The following is a 16,644-nucleotide window of genomic DNA, read 5'->3' on the forward strand; positions in this document are numbered from 1 at the left end:
TTTGAGGATGAAGCGGGAGATCGGCCTCTCGATCAGCGCGCCGCGGTTCGTTCCCAGCAATGTGGCGGCGGTGAGGTTGGCCTCCATGATCAGTCCCTTTTCCGACAGGGTGCAGTAGCCCACCGGGGCCAGGTCATATAAATCGAAATAGCGCGCCCGCCCGGCTTCGATCTCCGCCTGGGCCGTACGCAGCTCCTCGTTCTGCATCTCCAGTTCGATCTGGTGTACCCGCAGTTCGTGGAGTGTGTCCCGAAGTTCTTCGGGGGAGAGGGCCGCGCTGTCTTCGGGTATCCGGGCGACCCGTTGCCAGGCAAGCGTTTCGGCTTTCTGCCGTAAATCCGCAGCCTCTTTTGGGCGGTTGTCCGGGTATGTCATGGCTTATCTCCACTTTTTTTTGACGGCAACGTCACGTTTGCAGCGGCATCCGTCCGCTCGCGGTCTTTTGTTTCGGTGACATCCTGCGAGGCACCGGTGATCCCGACGATCACGCCGGCGGAATCTTGCAAGGGTTCGACTGTCATGTCATACACAAGGGTCCTGCCCGCGATCGTGGTTTGCACGGCTTGCCGCGCGCCTTTCCCGCTTTCCAGCACCTGTTGCTTGATGGCCGTCAGTGCGGCGGCCTCGTGTTTGGGCAGCAGGTCGGCGTCTGTCTTGCCGATGACCTCTTCCGCTTGAAATCCAGGATCGGGGTTGTGAATCCAGGTGTAGCGAAGGTTCGCGTCCTGATTGAAAACAGAAATGGAAGCGGTGTTGAGGGCGAGCCGCAGCCGCTCTTCGTTTACCCGCAGGTCCTCATGAATAGCACGCGCCTTTGTGACATCCACAAAGGTAAGCACCGCCCCTTCGATGACGTTATTCATGGTGCGATAGGGCAAAATGCGCATGGTGTACCATCGGCCCTCGGCGCTTCGGACGTCCAGTTCCTTGGGAATCAGGGTGTCGAGCACGGCCTGCGTGTCCTTCGTCAGGCTTTCGTACCTGAGCAGGTTGGAAACGATGTGGCTCACCGGCCGGCCGATGTCGCTCTGGATCAGGTTGATGATCCTGGTGGCGGCGGGGGTGAAGCGCAGAATGCGCAGCTGGAGGTCCACGAAAACGGTGGCGATGCTGGTGCCGGCCAGCAGGTTGTTCATGTCATTGTTGGCCTGCGACAGGTCGGCGACTTTGGTCTGCAGCTCGTTGTTGACCGTGGACAGCTCCTCGTTCACCGATTGCAGCTCCTCCTTGGAGGTCTCCAGCTCCTCGTTGGTGGACTGCAGCTCCTCGTTGATCGACTGCATCTCTTCGTTGGCGGATTTCAACTCCTCATTGGAGGTCTCCAGTTCTTCATTGGTGGTCTGAAGATACTCCTCCTTGGCCCGCAGCTCCTGCTTGAGCGCGGCGATGCGGGCCTCGGCATCCACCGCATCCCCCGCCTTTGACTTCGGACGTCCATCATCCGTCCTCTGACTTCCGACCTCTGATTTCTGACTTTCGACCTGTGCCTGCTCCAGAACGACCAGGTACAAGGGCGGGTCGGGTGAAGCCGACGGGGTGACGGTCACCGGGCGGACAATCAGATTGACGGTGGTGATATCACCGTTGGTTTTTACCCGAAGTCCCGGGCAGCGAACTGTCTCGCCGGCTACCGCGGCTTTGTGCAGGGCCGAGGTCAGGTCGCGGTGCAGCCCTTCCCGGGCCATCTTAATGATGTTATTGGGACCGCTCTCACCGGGGGCAGGCTCCAGGTACATGCCGGTGCGGCCGTGGAGGTAGAGAATATCGCCCTGGGCGTTGACCAGGGCTCCGGCCTGCACAAGCTGTTGCAGCAGTGCCTGTTCGGTCAGCTCGCGCAGTGGCAGTTTCCTTGGAGAGTCCGTATTTTGGTCGAAATGCGGGGGCACTCTATCGGGTGTCGTCATGGAGGCCAGGAACCGGCCCAGCCCCCCCCGCTGCGCGCCCAAGAGGTCTTCCTTGCGTTGGTACAACTTCAACTTGCGGTCCAGCACTGTAAAGATGTCCTGATACTCACCCACGGTTTCGGATGTCCCCAGAAAGAGAAATCCGCCCGGGTTCAAGGCGTATTGGAACAACGGGATGAGCTTTTTCTGCAGATCGCCGCCCAGGTAGATCAGCAGGTTGCGGCAACTGATCAGGTCCAGTTTGGAGAAGGGCGGGTCCTTGATCACGTTATGCTCGGAAAAAACCAGCATGTCGCGGATGCTTTTGTTGATGCGAAAGGCGCTGTCACCCGGCTCGGACGAGAAAAAGCGCGCCAGCCGCTCCGGCGTAAAGTCGGGGGCGATGGAGGCCGGGTAGATGCCGGCGCGGGCCGTGGCAATGGCGTGGCTGTCGATGTCCGTGGCAAACACCTGCACATTGAAGCGCTGTTTTATTGTCTCCTGGCGTTCGGCCAGCAGGATAGCCAGGGAATAAGCCTCCTCTCCGGTGGAGCACCCCGGCGTCCAGATACGGATGGGGGCATCCGCGGGCTTGCCGTTGAAGAGTTTGGGGATGACCTGTTTCTCCAGCTCCTTGAAGGCTTCGGGGTCGCGGAAGAAACTGGTCACGCCGATCAGCATGTCGCGGAACAAGGCGTCCAATTCATTGGGCGTCTGGTGGATGAACTTGACGTAACCCTCAATGGTTTCGATCTGGTGCACGGCCATGCGCCGCTCAATACGGCGCTGGATGGTGGAGGGCTTGTACTGGGAAAAGTCATGGCCGGTTCGGGCGCGCAGCAGGACAAAAACCTTCTTGAGCGCGTTTTCGGTCTTGGGCGCCGGCGTGGCGAGGCGAGGCGGCTTGCCGAAGGCATGGGTCACATAAGCGATGATCTGGGCGGGCATCTCGGCCGGGGGTAGCTCAAAATCCACCAGCCCCGTGCCGATGGCGCTGCGCGGCATGCCGTCGTGTTCTGTGGACTCCGGGTTCTGGGCCATAATCATACCGCCCTCGCCCTTGATGGCTCGCATCCCCAGGGTGCCGTCGCTGCCGGTGCCCGAGAGCACCACGCCGATGGCCCGCTCGTGCTGGTCCTGGGCCAGGGACCGAAAGAAAAAATCGATGGGCAGGCGCCGGCCGCGCGGGGCGACAGGATCGAGCAGTTGCAGCGTGCCGTTCAAAAACGCCATGTCGCGATTGGGAGGGATGATGTAGGTACAGTTAGGCTTGACCGCCATGCCGTCCTCGACCTCAAATACCTCCATACGAGTGTAGCGCCGAATGAGATCGGTCAGGATGCTCTTGTGGTCTGGGGCCAGGTGCTGAACAAGGACAAAGGCCATACCCGGATCAGAGTCTGAGGGCATGCCGGAGAAGAAGGCCTCGAAGGCCGCCAGGCCCCCGGCCGATGCCCCGATGCCCACAACGGGAAAACCGCCGGCCTCCCGGTCGAGCTTCGGCTGCGTGTCAATGGCGTTTCCGGACTGCTCCGGCGGCATGCCGGTTTTCGTTTCCCCTGGATGTTTGCCGGTCAACTTTTGCTGCTCCTTTTTTCTTTTTGTCATATTATCATCTTCCCTTGAAAAACAGACTATTATGACTCAAGTCTTCACTTTTATCAAGTTCACGTTTATAACAAATTTTGTATATTTGTTTTTGTCGGTAGCCTCAAGCATCGGAATGATAGCTGAGGGCGTGCATTTCAGCGGTTAGAATTTGGCGACTCGCTCAATAATTGGTTCGCGGATTGGAAACGTTCTTCCACCTCTTGGCGGTCCTCGTCTTCCAGCAACTCGCCGCGTGCCCCTCGGACGATCATCTTGGCGTGCCGTAACAGCGCAGCGCGGTCCTCCGGCCGATGTGCGAATCCCGCAACCTCGGCAATCGTTTCCAGCAGACGGATGGTCACCGCAACGCTGGAACGGCCATATTGCCGAATCTGGTTGAACGCCGCGTCCGTGACATCCTGGAACGTGAAGACAGGCGTAATAACCCGAAGCTGATCTTGAGTGTCATGTCGATAAGGCGACGGCATGTCTCGTTGAGCCAAGCGGCACAGTGCCGACCCCAGGTGGTCCACACACGTTATCGCCGTGAACGGGTCATTCACCCCGGGGGATAGGGCTCGTATCGCGATTTCTACAAGTTGGTTGACTGCGAACTCAATGTCCTGACCGGGCGTTCGCTGGTTACCCAGGGCGAACGCGTAATTGATGCGGTTTATAAGCTGATCGGTAAGCCTGTTTCCTGGCCAGACCAACACCAGCGGGCGGGCGGCAACGACATAGTGGCCGGGTCGTCGCTCCAGTCGAATAACGACATCCTCTTGCATGGCCAACGCCATCAAAGCGTCCCCATCGACGAACTGTATATAGCCGTCCCCGGCAGATCCAATCGGGCGCGCCTCCCGACCGAACATGTCGAGGAAGTCGGCGTCGGGTGGATCCGTCAGAATCCGTGGTGCTCCCCGTCCGATGTTTTCCGGGAACAGGCGCTCTATTCCCTCGATCAATTCCGTTCCGACCCACGCCACGATCTCGTTGGCCTGGATAGAAACGGACACGTGATGGATAAAGTAGATCAACACCCCTACACTCACCACCGCGAGTACCACGCTGAGGGTGACAGAGAGGTGGGGGACGAAGGAGATCTCCTCACCACGGCGGATGGTGCGGAGGACGATCAAGCAGTACAAGAAGGTAGCGACAAACGTACCGAGTACCGTTTGGGTCGTGGTGTCGCGCATGAAATTGCGGAGCAGACGGGGGCCGAGTTGTGATGAGGCAAGCGATAGAGCGACCAGGGTCATCGAAAAAACCACCCCGGCAATGGTGATCATTGATCCGGCGATTGCACCCAGCAAGGAACTCGCCCCCTCGGCTCCGCCGGTGAAAGTCCAACCACAGTTAAGCGTCAACCAGTCCGTCACCGGCTCATCCAGGGCGACGGTTGTGAAGGCCAACACCATCGCCCCGCCAGCCATGGCTGCCGGGAGAAACCAGAAACTGGAACGAACGCGATCCCATGTTTTGAAAATCTGTACTCTCATGACGACGCTACCTCATTCATTCGTATGCTCTGCGGGGCGGAATGTTTAACTCACTGGTTTGTCCACGTGTAGTGGCTTGTGTGTGCCGGGCACGGCACGTGTTCTCAAAAGTAAGTCAAATATATAAAATTCAAATACATTTGGCAAGTCTTAGAGCCAGCCGGATGGAGGCGAAAAATAATTGGGGTCAGAGTAAAATTAAATCTTTGGCATCCGATCCAAAACAAACCTGCCGGTTGTTGACCCTCTGGATGATATGGATGGGGATGTCTTTGGGTGCTATGCGCTGTAATCGAGCCATGGATAATTGCTTAGGATCATTCTTGAGTGAATTCAACGCTTAATTTTACTCTGACCCCAATTACATGACCCCAATTACACCAATTACAAATTACAATTATAACTCCTTGAAATTAAAATAACTAATTTCAATGAGAGCCTTATTTTTCAACACTTTTGTCAACAAAAAAATGATGTTTTTATAAAAAAAATGCTATCGGAGTTACCTTGCAAAAACCTAACCGGACATCACTGAACTTTTTCACATTTTAGCATGTCTGAGCATGAAGAGCATGAACCTCGTCGTCAAGTCTGCCGGCTAAAAAATCCTCTGTTATCTCAAGATCGTATCGAGTTTGGAGATTCAGCCAAAACTGGGGGGACATATCAAAAAAACGTCCAAGCCGAAGAGCAGTGTCTGCGGTAATTGATCTTTTTCCATGCACAATTTCATTTATGCGCCTTGGAGGCACACTAATATCTTTTGCCAAACGATACTGACTGATTCCCATGGGCTCTAAAAATTCCTCCAGAAGAATTTCGCCTGGATGGATAGGTGGAAGCTGTTTGTTCATAAAATCTCCTAATGATAATCTGTTATTTCAGCATCATGAGCATCACCATCTTTCCACTTAAAACAAATCCGCCATTGGTCGTTAATGCGGATGCTGTGCTCACCTTTTCGGTCTTTTTCTAATGCCTCCAATCGATTGCCAGGTGGCTTTTTCAAATCATTCAATTGCAACGCAGCATCAAGAATTAGCAGTTTTTTCCGTGCTATGCGCTGAATGTTCTGTGGCAACTTTCTTGAAGTCTGCCTGCCGAATATTTTTTCTGTCTCTTTATCTCGAAAGGATTTTATCATGGCCAGAATAATAACGCAACCCGATAATAACGTCAAGCATTATGCTGGAAATGGGTTCGATTTTACTAATTATGATAAGCAAAGCTAAGCGGCGGCCCGACAGGGACATCCGGTGGACTGCCGCCAGGCCGGTAACGAACTTAAGCGCCTTGTGTGTGCCGGGCACGGCACGTGTTCTTAAAAATGAGTCAAATGTAGTGGATTTCCAAACATTTGGCAAGTCTTAGACCCAGCCGGATGGAGGCGAAGGGTGTAGCGGTAGTGCAACGGGGTACCGTTGACGGTGCTTCGGAAGGAAGCCGCCTTGCCGAGTCAAGGTACCGCGAAGGTACGGGATGACGTATAGAAATCTGGAATAATTGGGGTCAGAGTAAAATTAAGCCTTTGGCATCCGATCCAAAACAAACCTGCCGGTTGTTGCCCCTCTGGATGATATGGATGGGGATGTCTTTGGGTGCTATGCGCTGTAATCGAGCCATGGATAATTGTTTAGGATCATTCTTGAGTGAATTCAACGCTTAATTTTACTCTGACCCCAATTACACTGACCCCAATTACATGAAACAAGCGAATCTTAAGTTATAACTCATTTTATCATTTCTACTTTTTCAGTTGCGTCTACAAGCCCTTTTAAAAAGCGTATTGCCTTGTCCAAATCATCTCTTTTAACTAAATGTGGAGCACAATTTGGATTGTTAGTGGTAACAGCTTGATGAGCAGCATCACATCTTGTTGAAATTAAATTATTTAAGGTCGTTTTCGCTTGTTTTGAATCGTAGTTATTCCACACCCAATTTTCTGTAATATCAATTTCAAAATAGTCCTGAAATATTTTTTTAGTTCTATCGCTATTGGGATTGAAATACCGTTTTAAATCTTCGTTTAGTTTTTTTTGAACAAATCTACCAACGAGACTTCCTTTCAATGGTTTTAGATATACATCGAATTCTTCTTTAATTCGATCTTTAATATATGTTTCCCATGAAGCCAGGGCTATAACCATTCCTGCTCTTTTCAAAATTTCGGCATCTTTACCTGATGAAGTTTTGTTTTCATTATCAAATCTTTTCAATAGTTCTTCCGCATCATTTATTGATCGATCAAATGCTTTTCCTGCTTTTGACATATATTAAAACCTTCTTTTTGTGGTTATAATCGCGGTGCTGACCGGCACTGTGCTTTGTTGGGCGACTACACGCCATGTTATACCGATATTCATTTCAACCGGTATGTTTCATGAACCTCTTTGTTAAAGTTTACTAAGTCCGAATCAGGGACATTATCTGACGCAAAATACCATTTAGCAATGAGGTCCTCCCCATCGACCGCCAACACTGTTAGGTTGAATATTACATCCTGATTTGGATGGATGCGTTTAACGGTATCTCGTACTTGCTTCAGATTCGCTGGGAAAAAATCGCCTTGCTTGGGCGCAGTAAGTTCAACATTCACTAAAAGCGGCATTCGTTGGTCGAAAGTTGTAAGCCCATGTGCCTCCGAAAGAACGTCGAGGTAATAACGCAGCAGGTTATCCGTGTAAGTGTCAACTTCGATAACACCTGCCAAAGAACGGACGAGGGCGATTACGAACCGTACTAGATAGCCTATATGTGCACGGCTCAAAGTCAGGCTATCCCCAGTCTTGGGGCTTGAAAGGACCAATGTATCTCCAGACACAGAAAATCCTTTATCATGCACGATTGCATTGCGATACGGAAGAAGCTGTTGAAAAAGTGCCTCAGAGTATTTGTGAATATACTGTTTTCCCATAAAAAAAGGAGGAAACTTGAGATTAGAGGTGTTATTAAGAAGCTTAATCTTTTCGCAAAAACTCCATGGGACCTTCGAAATGATGCCAGCTCTTTGGTTCTCCTCCAGAATCCACTCGAAGATCATGTCTATCATCTTATAAGAGGCAGTGAAAGTAAGAGGTGCCATGGCGTTCATAATTGATTGAGCAACTCCAGCGCCAAGGTAATCAGCAACACCAACGTTGATTTTGTCCCCCGACTTATTGCTTGTTATCTCAATTAGTGAAATGTCGGTGCCTCCCTCAAACATATCCTGTCGCTTTGCAAGGAAATCGAGAAGCCAGACCTCATAGTCTAATTTATCGAGAAGATTTTTCTGTGCTGTAACATTATACATTTTTTTCTCATATCCGTTTATTCACATTATTGAAATCCTGCCGCCCAAGTAATTATGTAGTTTTTTTCTGTATAACTCCAACAAATAACATGTACAAAGCCTGTATCAATAAAGAACGAAATTGACAATCATTTTGTGCCGGTGTTATAAAATGTTCTAACGGGATAACATTCAAAGTGTGGGGTTAAACAGCAAATGGCATTAATTCAGATTAATCAAAATGTGCTGACGGCTTATAACCGGGAATTGATTTCCGGTTATATTCCGGAAAATGAGCACAGGCACTATTACAATATGTAGGTGTAGCTTCTTACTATTTAAAGAGAAGGATTATACTGTATCATCCGCATGAGCCGTTCGACATTGATATGAAACTGCAGGAACGTTACATGAGATTGCCCTGTTCCGGAGGCCTGACTGTCTGGCCAATACGGATATCAATAAATCCAGTACAGACAATCTTCTGGTCCGCCGTAAGCTGATATTCAAAACGATTCGGAGTTTTTTTTGCCGGTTTTATCAAAACCGAAATGGGGGTGTCCGGTCTGATCAATTGCTTGAATCTGACCCGCTTGAACCCTTCAAGTTTCACTCCGGGTCCCATGGTCCGCTGCATCAGGTCAAAAATCATGCTCATCTGGGCAATGCCCGGGACAATGGGGTTGTCCGGGAAATGCCCGTCAAACCAAGGCGACTCGGGGGTAAAGATCGTCCGGGCTGTGATAATTGACGCTTCTGTCATGCTGATCTTACTGACCTCATATCCGGGTCCACTTCGATCCGCCATCTCCACGGATGGGGTCATGACCCTGAGTTTCCATGTTCGTTAACATACCGGGCCAGGGTATCAAGGGTGGCAAATACGGTTCCTCCAAGCTCCTTGTTGTCAATGACAACCCCGTAATCGTTTTCCAGCATCATGACCATCTCCAGGACATCAATGGAATCTAGTCCCAAAGGACCGCCAATCAACTGGTCCTGTTCATTGATATCTTCGGGTGTTACATCCATCAGTCCCAGTGTGTCGACAATTTTGTGCTTGAGTTCTGAAATCAGCTTTTCCATATTCCATCCAATACAATAAGCATTATGGGTTTTATTATTTAGTGTGTAGATTAAAGGCCTTCAAAGGTGTTCATCTCTTCCTGTTCTTTTAACACATCTTTATAAATGCCCTCCCACCCCTTTTTTTTAAGGACCCTGGCATGCTGCTGTTGCAGTAATGGTTTGAACATGTATGTCCAGATGCCGGTCCATAATTTGCCGGTTCCCTTGGCCCTGGCCGACGGGTCCCACCATCCCAGAACGGTCTGGCGGTGATACCAGAACAGGTATTGCAGTTTGTCGGCACTCAGGTGACGGGTTTTTACATTGGCCCACAGGCCGTTGTATTTTTTCAAATCCAGGGCATTGGTCACAAGGCCCTGGTCCATGAGCTGTTCCCTCATGCCTGTTTTGGGATAGGGGGTCAGGATCTGGCAATAGGCGGCATCGGCATTAATCTCTTTTAAAAAACGGTAATTTTCAATGATGGCGGTCTCGTCATCATCGGGGAATCCGAATATCAGGCCGCCGATGACCATGATGCCGTGTTTCTGGCACAATGCCACGGCTTTTCTTGAATATTCCACAATGTTTCCCTTGCCTGCCACGGCAAGGTTTGTTTTTGAGACATTTTCGATCCCCAGGAATACGGACTTAAACCCAGCCTGGGCCATTTTCCGGATCATGCCCTCATTGGTGGCCATGGTCAGGCTGTCGGCCTGGACTACCAGTTTCAGGCGCCGGTATCCTTGCTGAATGATGGCATCGCACAGCCGGATGACCCTATCCGTGTCCAGGACCAGGTTGTCATCCACAATAAAGGCCAGCCGGGTTTTTTTATTATAGTAAATGTCATCAAGGTCGGCAATGACCCTGTCAATGGGATAGGTCCTGAAGGTGCGGCCGTACATGTGCTTCATGCTGCAGAAATTGCAGGTGCGGGTGCATCCCCTTGAGGTCTCCAGCACCTCGGCCTTCATGTTCATCACATGGTATCCCCAGGTCAGCCGCCGTTTGTCCCGGATGGGCGGTTTCAACTTGGAAAGATCCTGCAGTTCACCCATGGGATTGGTGATAAATCCGTCTCCATCCCTGTAGGTCAGGGAGGGGATGTCATGGAAGGTGTCTTGGCCGTCCAGGGCTTCCACCAACCGTTTAAAAGCCGTCTCTCCTTCTCCCTGGATAATGAAATCAATGAGTTTGCCTTCCGGGGATTTTGTGATCTCCTGGGTCATCAGGGTGGCATGGTATCCCCCGACCACGATTTTGGCCGTGGGCCGGACTCGTTTGATCAGCCGGATAATCCGGCAGCAGGTGTCCCATTGCCATGACATGGCTGAAAGCCCCACGATATCCGGCGCAAGCCTTATCAGCTGTTTCGTCAGATAGGCGCGGATGGCCCGGCGTTTTCGGATCAGGTCAATGATTCTGACCTCATGGCGTTCATGGATGTTGCCGCCGATGCTGGCAATCCCGAGGTTGGGGAAGTGCACGGCATTCTGGTGAATGACCAGGGGGGCTACATCGGGCATGGACATCAGGAGCACTTTCATGGCAGACTCTCCTTGGAAAAAGGGATAATGACGCTTGAAAAGGTTTTCATGGCAATAGCCTCTATCTGTGTCCTCCGGGGTCAGTTCTCCGGGTAAAAATGCCATTCCCCACGTGCCCGGACCCATGTGAACACCTGAGGTCAGAGACAACGGGACAAGGGAAAGACGCGCCCGGGGACAGGCCTGACGTATTTGGGGCATGACCGAGGCCTCCACCCATGCCCTGTTGTCCGAATATTCCAGAACTATCCTTGGTGAAGCGGTTTTTTCAAACTCGCGTTCAAGGCGGTTGACGGCATACCGGATCTGGCTGTCACTGTTTCTCACGGTTGCGACTTTTTGGGCGCCGTTTGCCCTGGGGCTGATGACGGGCCGGATGCTGAGAAGATCACCCGCTACACCGCCTGTTTTGGACATCCTGCCACCCATGGCCAGGTATTTCAGCTGGTTGAGGAAAAGCAGTTCGTCGCAAGCCCCAATAATTTTTACCGCATGGGCTGCCAGTTCCGCCGGGTTCTTCAGGGTTCCGGCCGCCAGGGCAACGGTTTCGGCAATAAGCCCGAGCCTGCCGGATGCTGCACCGGTATCCACAACCTGCATCCGTTCTGAAAGCCCGTTGTCCGCAAGCCACTGGACGGCAACCTCATAATTGCCTGTATACACGGACCCCACACACAGGTAAAGCACCCGGTCATATTGTTCCAAGGCCTTCCTGAAGGTTTCCCGGCGCTGGAATACCGAGGCCTGGGCGGTCATGACCCTTTTACCCCGGGCCATGTCCGCATAGATTTGGGCCGGGTCTGCCAGGGTTTCAGGACACCCGCCGCCGTCTGTCACGATGAAACTGTCCATGAGCGTGATGCCAAGCGCTGCGGCCCGCTCAAGGGTGATGGAGCCTGCCGCATCCGTGATGATGCCCACCGTGTGTGGGGTTGTCCGGGCCGGTGGTTTTTCCGGCCGGGTTGTGATGGGTTCATCATCCCATGCCGTGATCTCCCCTAGCTCAGACACCCGTCGCTTAAGCGCCTCCCTGTCCCGGGTGTGCACATGGATTTTCAGGGATTGATCGGTTTGTGCCATGACAATACTGTCACCAAGGGTTTTAATCAGTGCGTCCGGGGCGCGGGCACCTTGATCCATCCGGATCTGTAAATCCACACAAAAGGCCGGTTCTGCCGGTTCCGTGTATCCGGCAGAGACACAGAGCTGATCCTTGAAGCTTTCCATGACCCGGATACATTGATCCTGCCTCTCTTCAAGGGCTTTGAAGAATCCTTCCAGGAACAGGAACATCCCTAACGCTCCTGCGTCCACGACACCTGCTTTCTGCAGGGCGGGCAGTCGGGTAATGCTTTGGGCCACACTTTGTCTGAGTACTTCGGTCAGTTCGTCGGTGTCAAAGAATGCTTCCTGCAACCGGGCGTCACTTGCCTTGTCATCAAAAAAACGGGCCTGGCTTTCAAACAGATCGAGCATGGTACCTGGCCTGGGATCGGCCACGGCGTTCATGGCCATGTTTAAGCCCTGCCTGGCGGCATTGGGAAAAGAGATGGGCAATGGATGGGCCAAAAAGCCTGAAAAAAAGGCTGCCGCAATATTGCCTGAATTGCCGACGGCCGACCGTGACAGGTTATCAATTAATTTATCAAAAGGGCCTTGGTCAAAAGAGTTCCCTGGCGATGGTTTGCCGGCGCCATTGCACGCGCCATGCGTCGGCTTGATTTGCTTAAACGGTGCCAGGCTGATTTTCAGATTTTTGCCGGTATCTGAATCATGGACCGGAAAGACATTGACCTGATCCAGCAGATCCCCCCAGGCCACAATTCTTTCATACCCAATGGCAAAGGCTTTTGTCATTTTTTGTATGTTCGTGTACTCAAAAAGGCCTGGGGGCATGAGGTCACACCAGAAGGGATGAGGTAACATCCTCGGGGATTCTGTACAGAAGCCTCATTTCAGGCACACGCACAGCCACCTGTTCTCCTTTTCCCCGGGCACAGACCTGGCCCGTATTTTTAAGCCGGATCTCAAAATTTATGGCAATTTTGTATTCAGCCTCTGTCACAGACGCTTTGCAGATAAATTCGTCATGAAATTTCAAGGGGGCAACATGCTTGATGGATGAACGGCTTACCGGAAAGCTGACATATTTTGTAAGGGAGTATTCATACAGGTCAATCCCCCCTGCTTTAAACAGCTCGAACCTTGCAATATCAAAGTATTTATAATAATTGCCGTGCCACATCACATGCATGGGGTCCAGGTCGTGGAACGGCACTTTGTGTGCCGTTTCGATCTGTCTGTATATCGGCTTTTTATTTTCGTTTTTTGTTACCATGGAATGAACTGATACAGTTTGGCGAACATTTCATAAACGGTTATCCAGTTCTGCAGATCCCGGGTACTGTTCATATGTGCCCGTTTATTGACCATGACCCAGCTCATATGGGCTGCGCCGTCCTTGCAGGTTCTGCAGTCCCGGGTTTCAGAGGTGCAGCAGCGGTGCATGGTTTTTAGATCCGAGGCCCAGCGGATAAAGTTGGTCAGCCGTCTGGGATTGTTTTTCCGGTCGTCCAGGGGCTGGGTCACCGAGGGGCACTCCGCCCACCCGAAGGGCCGGCCCAACATGGTGCCTGTGGTGATGATCTTGTGATAGTATTTTGCGGATACCACCGTGTCCGGATAGCGGTCCAGTAGGTCGTCCATTTCCCGGCACACGTCTGCAAGCTCTTGATTGGTCCAGTTGAATCCGTCCACACCTTCGTCATTGGAAAGAAGCTGCATATGAACTTTGACGCCTACATTGCGAATTTTCTGGACAATGGGCTCAATCTTTCCCACCAGTTTGGGGGTAATGGTCAGAAGATAGTAAACATGGGGATCGCCTTCATAGTGGCGGCTGGATATGGCAAAGGTATCCTTTCCCCTTAATGTCTTTTCGTCATCACTGCTGCCCCACAGCGAAATGCCCACCATCATATCCGGAAAACGCTCCCTGGGCACTTTGATCAGCCCGTTTGTGGCAACAAAGGTGGGCATGCGTTTATAAAACGCCTCGACCCGGTCCATGCAGAGGGTGGGTTCTCCGCCGATGAGAATCGCAAGATTTACGCCCCGCTCTTTTTCCCGATCAATAAAGGCTTCCCATTTTGAAATATCCATCTGCTCTTCGGCCGCCTCGTGTTCCCCGGAGGAAAAAAAGAAACAGCCCTTGCAGCGAAGGTTACAGCGATTGGTTACATCATAGATGGAACTTCTTATGTTGAGCTTGGAGATGGCTTTATATCGTGCATACCATTCTTTATCCAGAAGAGAACTCACTGTTTTCATAGACAGTTTCCTTGTCTTGCCTGTATTGGTTTTTTTTAAAGGTAAGTAATATAATAAAATGATGCGCCATAAACAAGACTAAAATAGAAACGGGAAAAACATCTTTCACCGGCTGCAATACGCTGCGAGCAGGGGGGCGATAAAGATGATGGTGGAAATCAGGAGCGCTTTCATCCGGGCATCACCTCAACAGCAGTAAGATATCTGCCAAGGCCCAGAACAAGAATGCCGCGGTGTTGAAGATCCATGCATTGTCCCGGGACATTCGGGTTCGGCAGCCTGTTGTTTTCCACCGCGTCCACGGCAAGCACGGCTGCAACAGCCGGGGCCGTAGCAAACTGCCCGGTAAGGCTACGGTAATCCAGAATTGGCAAGGACGATGAAAACGCATTGGTCAAGGCTTCGGCCAGGCCCTTTCGCCGGGCCGCACAGGTCCGGGGGATGCCTGCCATGACGGCACCATACCTGTCATTGAAATCCGGCAGTTCCCGGATAAGGCCTGCCAGGGAATCCTTGGGCCCAAGACGGTCGTCATATTTCATGAAAAGCCGGGGGGTCAGGGTGATTTTGCCGGGAACCGCCCCGGGGGCCAGCACCAGGGCGCCGCCGCCGTCTGCCGCCGTCTCCCCGCGGATCACAGACATGTCAAATTTGAAAGACAGGTCCGGATGGTGTTCATCGCCGCCCATGACCATCATCGGGGTATGGTCTTTTTGACCTAGAATCCCGGCTGTCCAAAGGGCCTGTTCAAAGGAGGCATCCCCGCCCGTGGTGGTGATGTTGGCCCCTTTTGCACCAAGTTCCATGGCCACATGGCCCAGGGCTGCGTTATGGACCGACCCCACAAAATCAATGGGGCTGGAGGATTTTTCATTGCCTGCAAAAAGTCGTGAAAGAAAGTCCCAGGTTTCCGACATCGATCCCCAGCCGGTTCCGCCGATAATGGATGCCGGGGATATGTCGGGGGGCGCATCTTTTCCGGCCAGGACCGCCAGGGCCAGCATCAGGCGGGAGAATCGTTTCATCCGCCGCACTTTTTTCAAAGAGAGCAGGTTTGTCAGGGTTTTGTCCGTGATCATTCCTGCCAAGGAGTGTCCCTTGTAAAATGCCTCCAGACTTTCAGCCGTCGTGCCCGCACCGGTTACACAGGCAGAACCCAGAACCGACATGGGACCCATTGTCGGTTTTTGAACCCTTGTTGCATCCCGGCAGCAGGTTCCGGCTCTCCGGTTTTCTGCTTTTGAGATCACAATGGCTGCATTATTCCCGCCAAATCCAAATGTGTTTGACAATACCCTGTGAACGGGTTGTTGGATGGGGTTGGGCACCGGAATGAAATTTAGTTCAGGATCCGGCGTACTGAATCCGGTATTGCCGGGGATGAAACCTTTGGATACGGCCATGGCACTGATGACCGCTTCGATGGCCCCGGCTGCTGCCATGGGGTGGCCTGTGGCGCCTTTGACCGATGATGCCGCAGGTCTGTTTTTGTTAAAAAGCCGGTTCACCGCCAGGGCTTCGGCCCTGTCATTGGCCTCGGTACCTGTGCCGTGAAGGCTGATATAATCTATCTGCTCGGGGGTGATACCGGCGTCATCCATGGCTTTTACCATGGCATCAAACGCACAGTTACCCTCGGGGTGGGGGGATGAGGCGTGGTATGCATCACAGGACAGGCCGCCCCCGGACAGTTCCGCCACCGGATTTTCAGGCCTTTGGGATACAAGGAGAAGCAGGCCTGCACCTTCGGCAACGCTCATGCCGGAACGATTTTTGTCAAAGGGGCGGGCCCCGGCGGGATCAACCACCTGCAGGGACTGAAAGCCAAAGCAGGTCATCCGGCACAGGGCGTCCGCTCCCCCGGCCAGGACAGTTTCTGCCCGGCCCGAACGGATCATCTCCAAGGCGATTGCCAGGGCCGTATTTCCCGAAGAACAGGCTGTGGACACGGTGATGGCAGGGCCGGTACAGCCCATCAGGTCGGCGATATCTTCCGCAACCGTGCCCAGTCCGTGGTACCGGAAGCGTTCGGGATCGGTCTCTTTTTCCTTGAGCAGGGATTCACAGGTCAGCATCCCCCCGGTGGTTCCCCCTAAAACAACGGCATCCGGTACCCGGCTGCATTGCGCCATGATCTGTTCGGCAGCTATCCGGGCAAGCTCGTGGGTTCTGGGAAGCGTGTTTTTGATTGTTCCGGGGACCATGCCCACTTTGGGAAAATCCGGGCGGTTGAGCTGAAAAAAATCTACAGCATTCAATCCGGATTCCCCGCGTTTAAGGGCCTGATAGGTGCTGTCACTCCCTGTCCCTAAGGGGGATATGATTCCCATTGCAGCAATGTAAGCACCGGATGTCATTATTTATATCCCCGGATTTTTGAAGGATATTTTGTTTAAAATGGTTTTCAGGCAGAAAAACAACATGCGTTAGCTCCTATCATCAAGATGGTG

At 52.2% G+C, this 16,644-nt stretch carries 13 protein-coding genes; all 13 read right to left on the minus strand.

The features are described 5' to 3' along the window. Window positions 1-375: PAS domain-containing protein (locus B3D59_RS12455; RefSeq protein WP_286820156.1), on the minus strand; the 375-nt coding region annotated here is incomplete at its 3' end. Further along, complete coding sequence (locus B3D59_RS12460) at window positions 372-3,491, minus strand: chemotaxis protein CheB (protein WP_286820157.1); 3,120 nt, start codon at window positions 3,489-3,491, stop codon at window positions 372-374. The genes B3D59_RS12455 and B3D59_RS12460, both read right to left, overlap by 4 nt. A gap of 137 nt (window positions 3,492-3,628) precedes the next feature. Beyond that, window positions 3,629-4,975: a DUF2254 domain-containing protein gene (locus B3D59_RS12465; RefSeq protein ID WP_286820158.1), complete on the minus strand. Its 1,347-nt coding sequence runs from the start codon at window positions 4,973-4,975 to the stop codon at window positions 3,629-3,631. A 548-nt stretch (window positions 4,976-5,523) separates the two neighbouring features. After that, entirely contained in the window at window positions 5,524-5,829 is a 306-nt protein-coding gene (locus B3D59_RS12470; protein ID WP_286820159.1) for a HigA family addiction module antitoxin, read from the minus strand. Between the two features lie 8 nt (window positions 5,830-5,837). Further along, on the minus strand, window positions 5,838-6,119 hold the full coding sequence (locus B3D59_RS12475; RefSeq protein WP_414646537.1) for a type II toxin-antitoxin system RelE/ParE family toxin: 282 nt from the start codon (window positions 6,117-6,119) through the stop codon (window positions 5,838-5,840). A 586-nt stretch (window positions 6,120-6,705) separates the two neighbouring features. Beyond that, window positions 6,706-7,245, minus strand: coding sequence for a HEPN domain-containing protein (locus B3D59_RS12480; protein ID WP_286820161.1), 540 nt, complete (start codon window positions 7,243-7,245; stop codon window positions 6,706-6,708). Between the two features lie 89 nt (window positions 7,246-7,334). Then, window positions 7,335-8,267: a hypothetical protein gene (locus B3D59_RS12485; protein ID WP_286820162.1), complete on the minus strand. Its 933-nt coding sequence runs from the start codon at window positions 8,265-8,267 to the stop codon at window positions 7,335-7,337. A gap of 385 nt (window positions 8,268-8,652) precedes the next feature. Continuing rightward, the gene (locus B3D59_RS12490; protein WP_286820163.1) at window positions 8,653-9,072 is read right to left on the minus strand and encodes a hydroxymyristoyl-ACP dehydratase; all 420 of its coding nucleotides are present in this window, start codon (window positions 9,070-9,072) and stop codon (window positions 8,653-8,655) included. Next, window positions 9,069-9,332, minus strand: a complete 264-nt coding sequence (locus B3D59_RS12495) for a phosphopantetheine-binding protein (protein ID WP_286820164.1) — start codon at window positions 9,330-9,332, stop codon at window positions 9,069-9,071. Before B3D59_RS12495 ends, B3D59_RS12490 begins: the two co-directional genes overlap by 4 nt. Window positions 9,333-9,382: 50 nt before the next feature. After that, on the minus strand, window positions 9,383-12,721 hold the full coding sequence (locus tag B3D59_RS12500) for a DegV family protein (RefSeq protein ID WP_286820165.1): 3,339 nt from the start codon (window positions 12,719-12,721) through the stop codon (window positions 9,383-9,385). Between the two features lie 43 nt (window positions 12,722-12,764). Next, window positions 12,765-13,202 carry an acyl-CoA thioesterase gene (locus B3D59_RS12505; protein WP_286820166.1) on the minus strand — a complete coding sequence of 146 codons (438 nt, stop codon included), beginning with the start codon at window positions 13,200-13,202 and terminating at the stop codon, window positions 12,765-12,767. Further along, window positions 13,196-14,194, minus strand: a complete 999-nt coding sequence (locus tag B3D59_RS12510) for a radical SAM protein (protein ID WP_286820167.1) — start codon at window positions 14,192-14,194, stop codon at window positions 13,196-13,198. Before B3D59_RS12510 ends, B3D59_RS12505 begins: the two co-directional genes overlap by 7 nt. A gap of 170 nt (window positions 14,195-14,364) precedes the next feature. After that, a complete protein-coding gene (locus B3D59_RS12515; protein WP_286820168.1) occupies window positions 14,365-16,551 on the minus strand; it encodes a beta-ketoacyl-[acyl-carrier-protein] synthase family protein in 2,187 nt (728 codons plus the stop codon). Window positions 16,552-16,644 lie beyond the last annotated feature (93 nt).

This window comes from Desulfobacter sp. UBA2225 (assembly GCF_002348205.1).
GTDB classification, from domain to species: Bacteria; Desulfobacterota; Desulfobacteria; order Desulfobacterales; family Desulfobacteraceae; genus Desulfobacter; species Desulfobacter postgatei.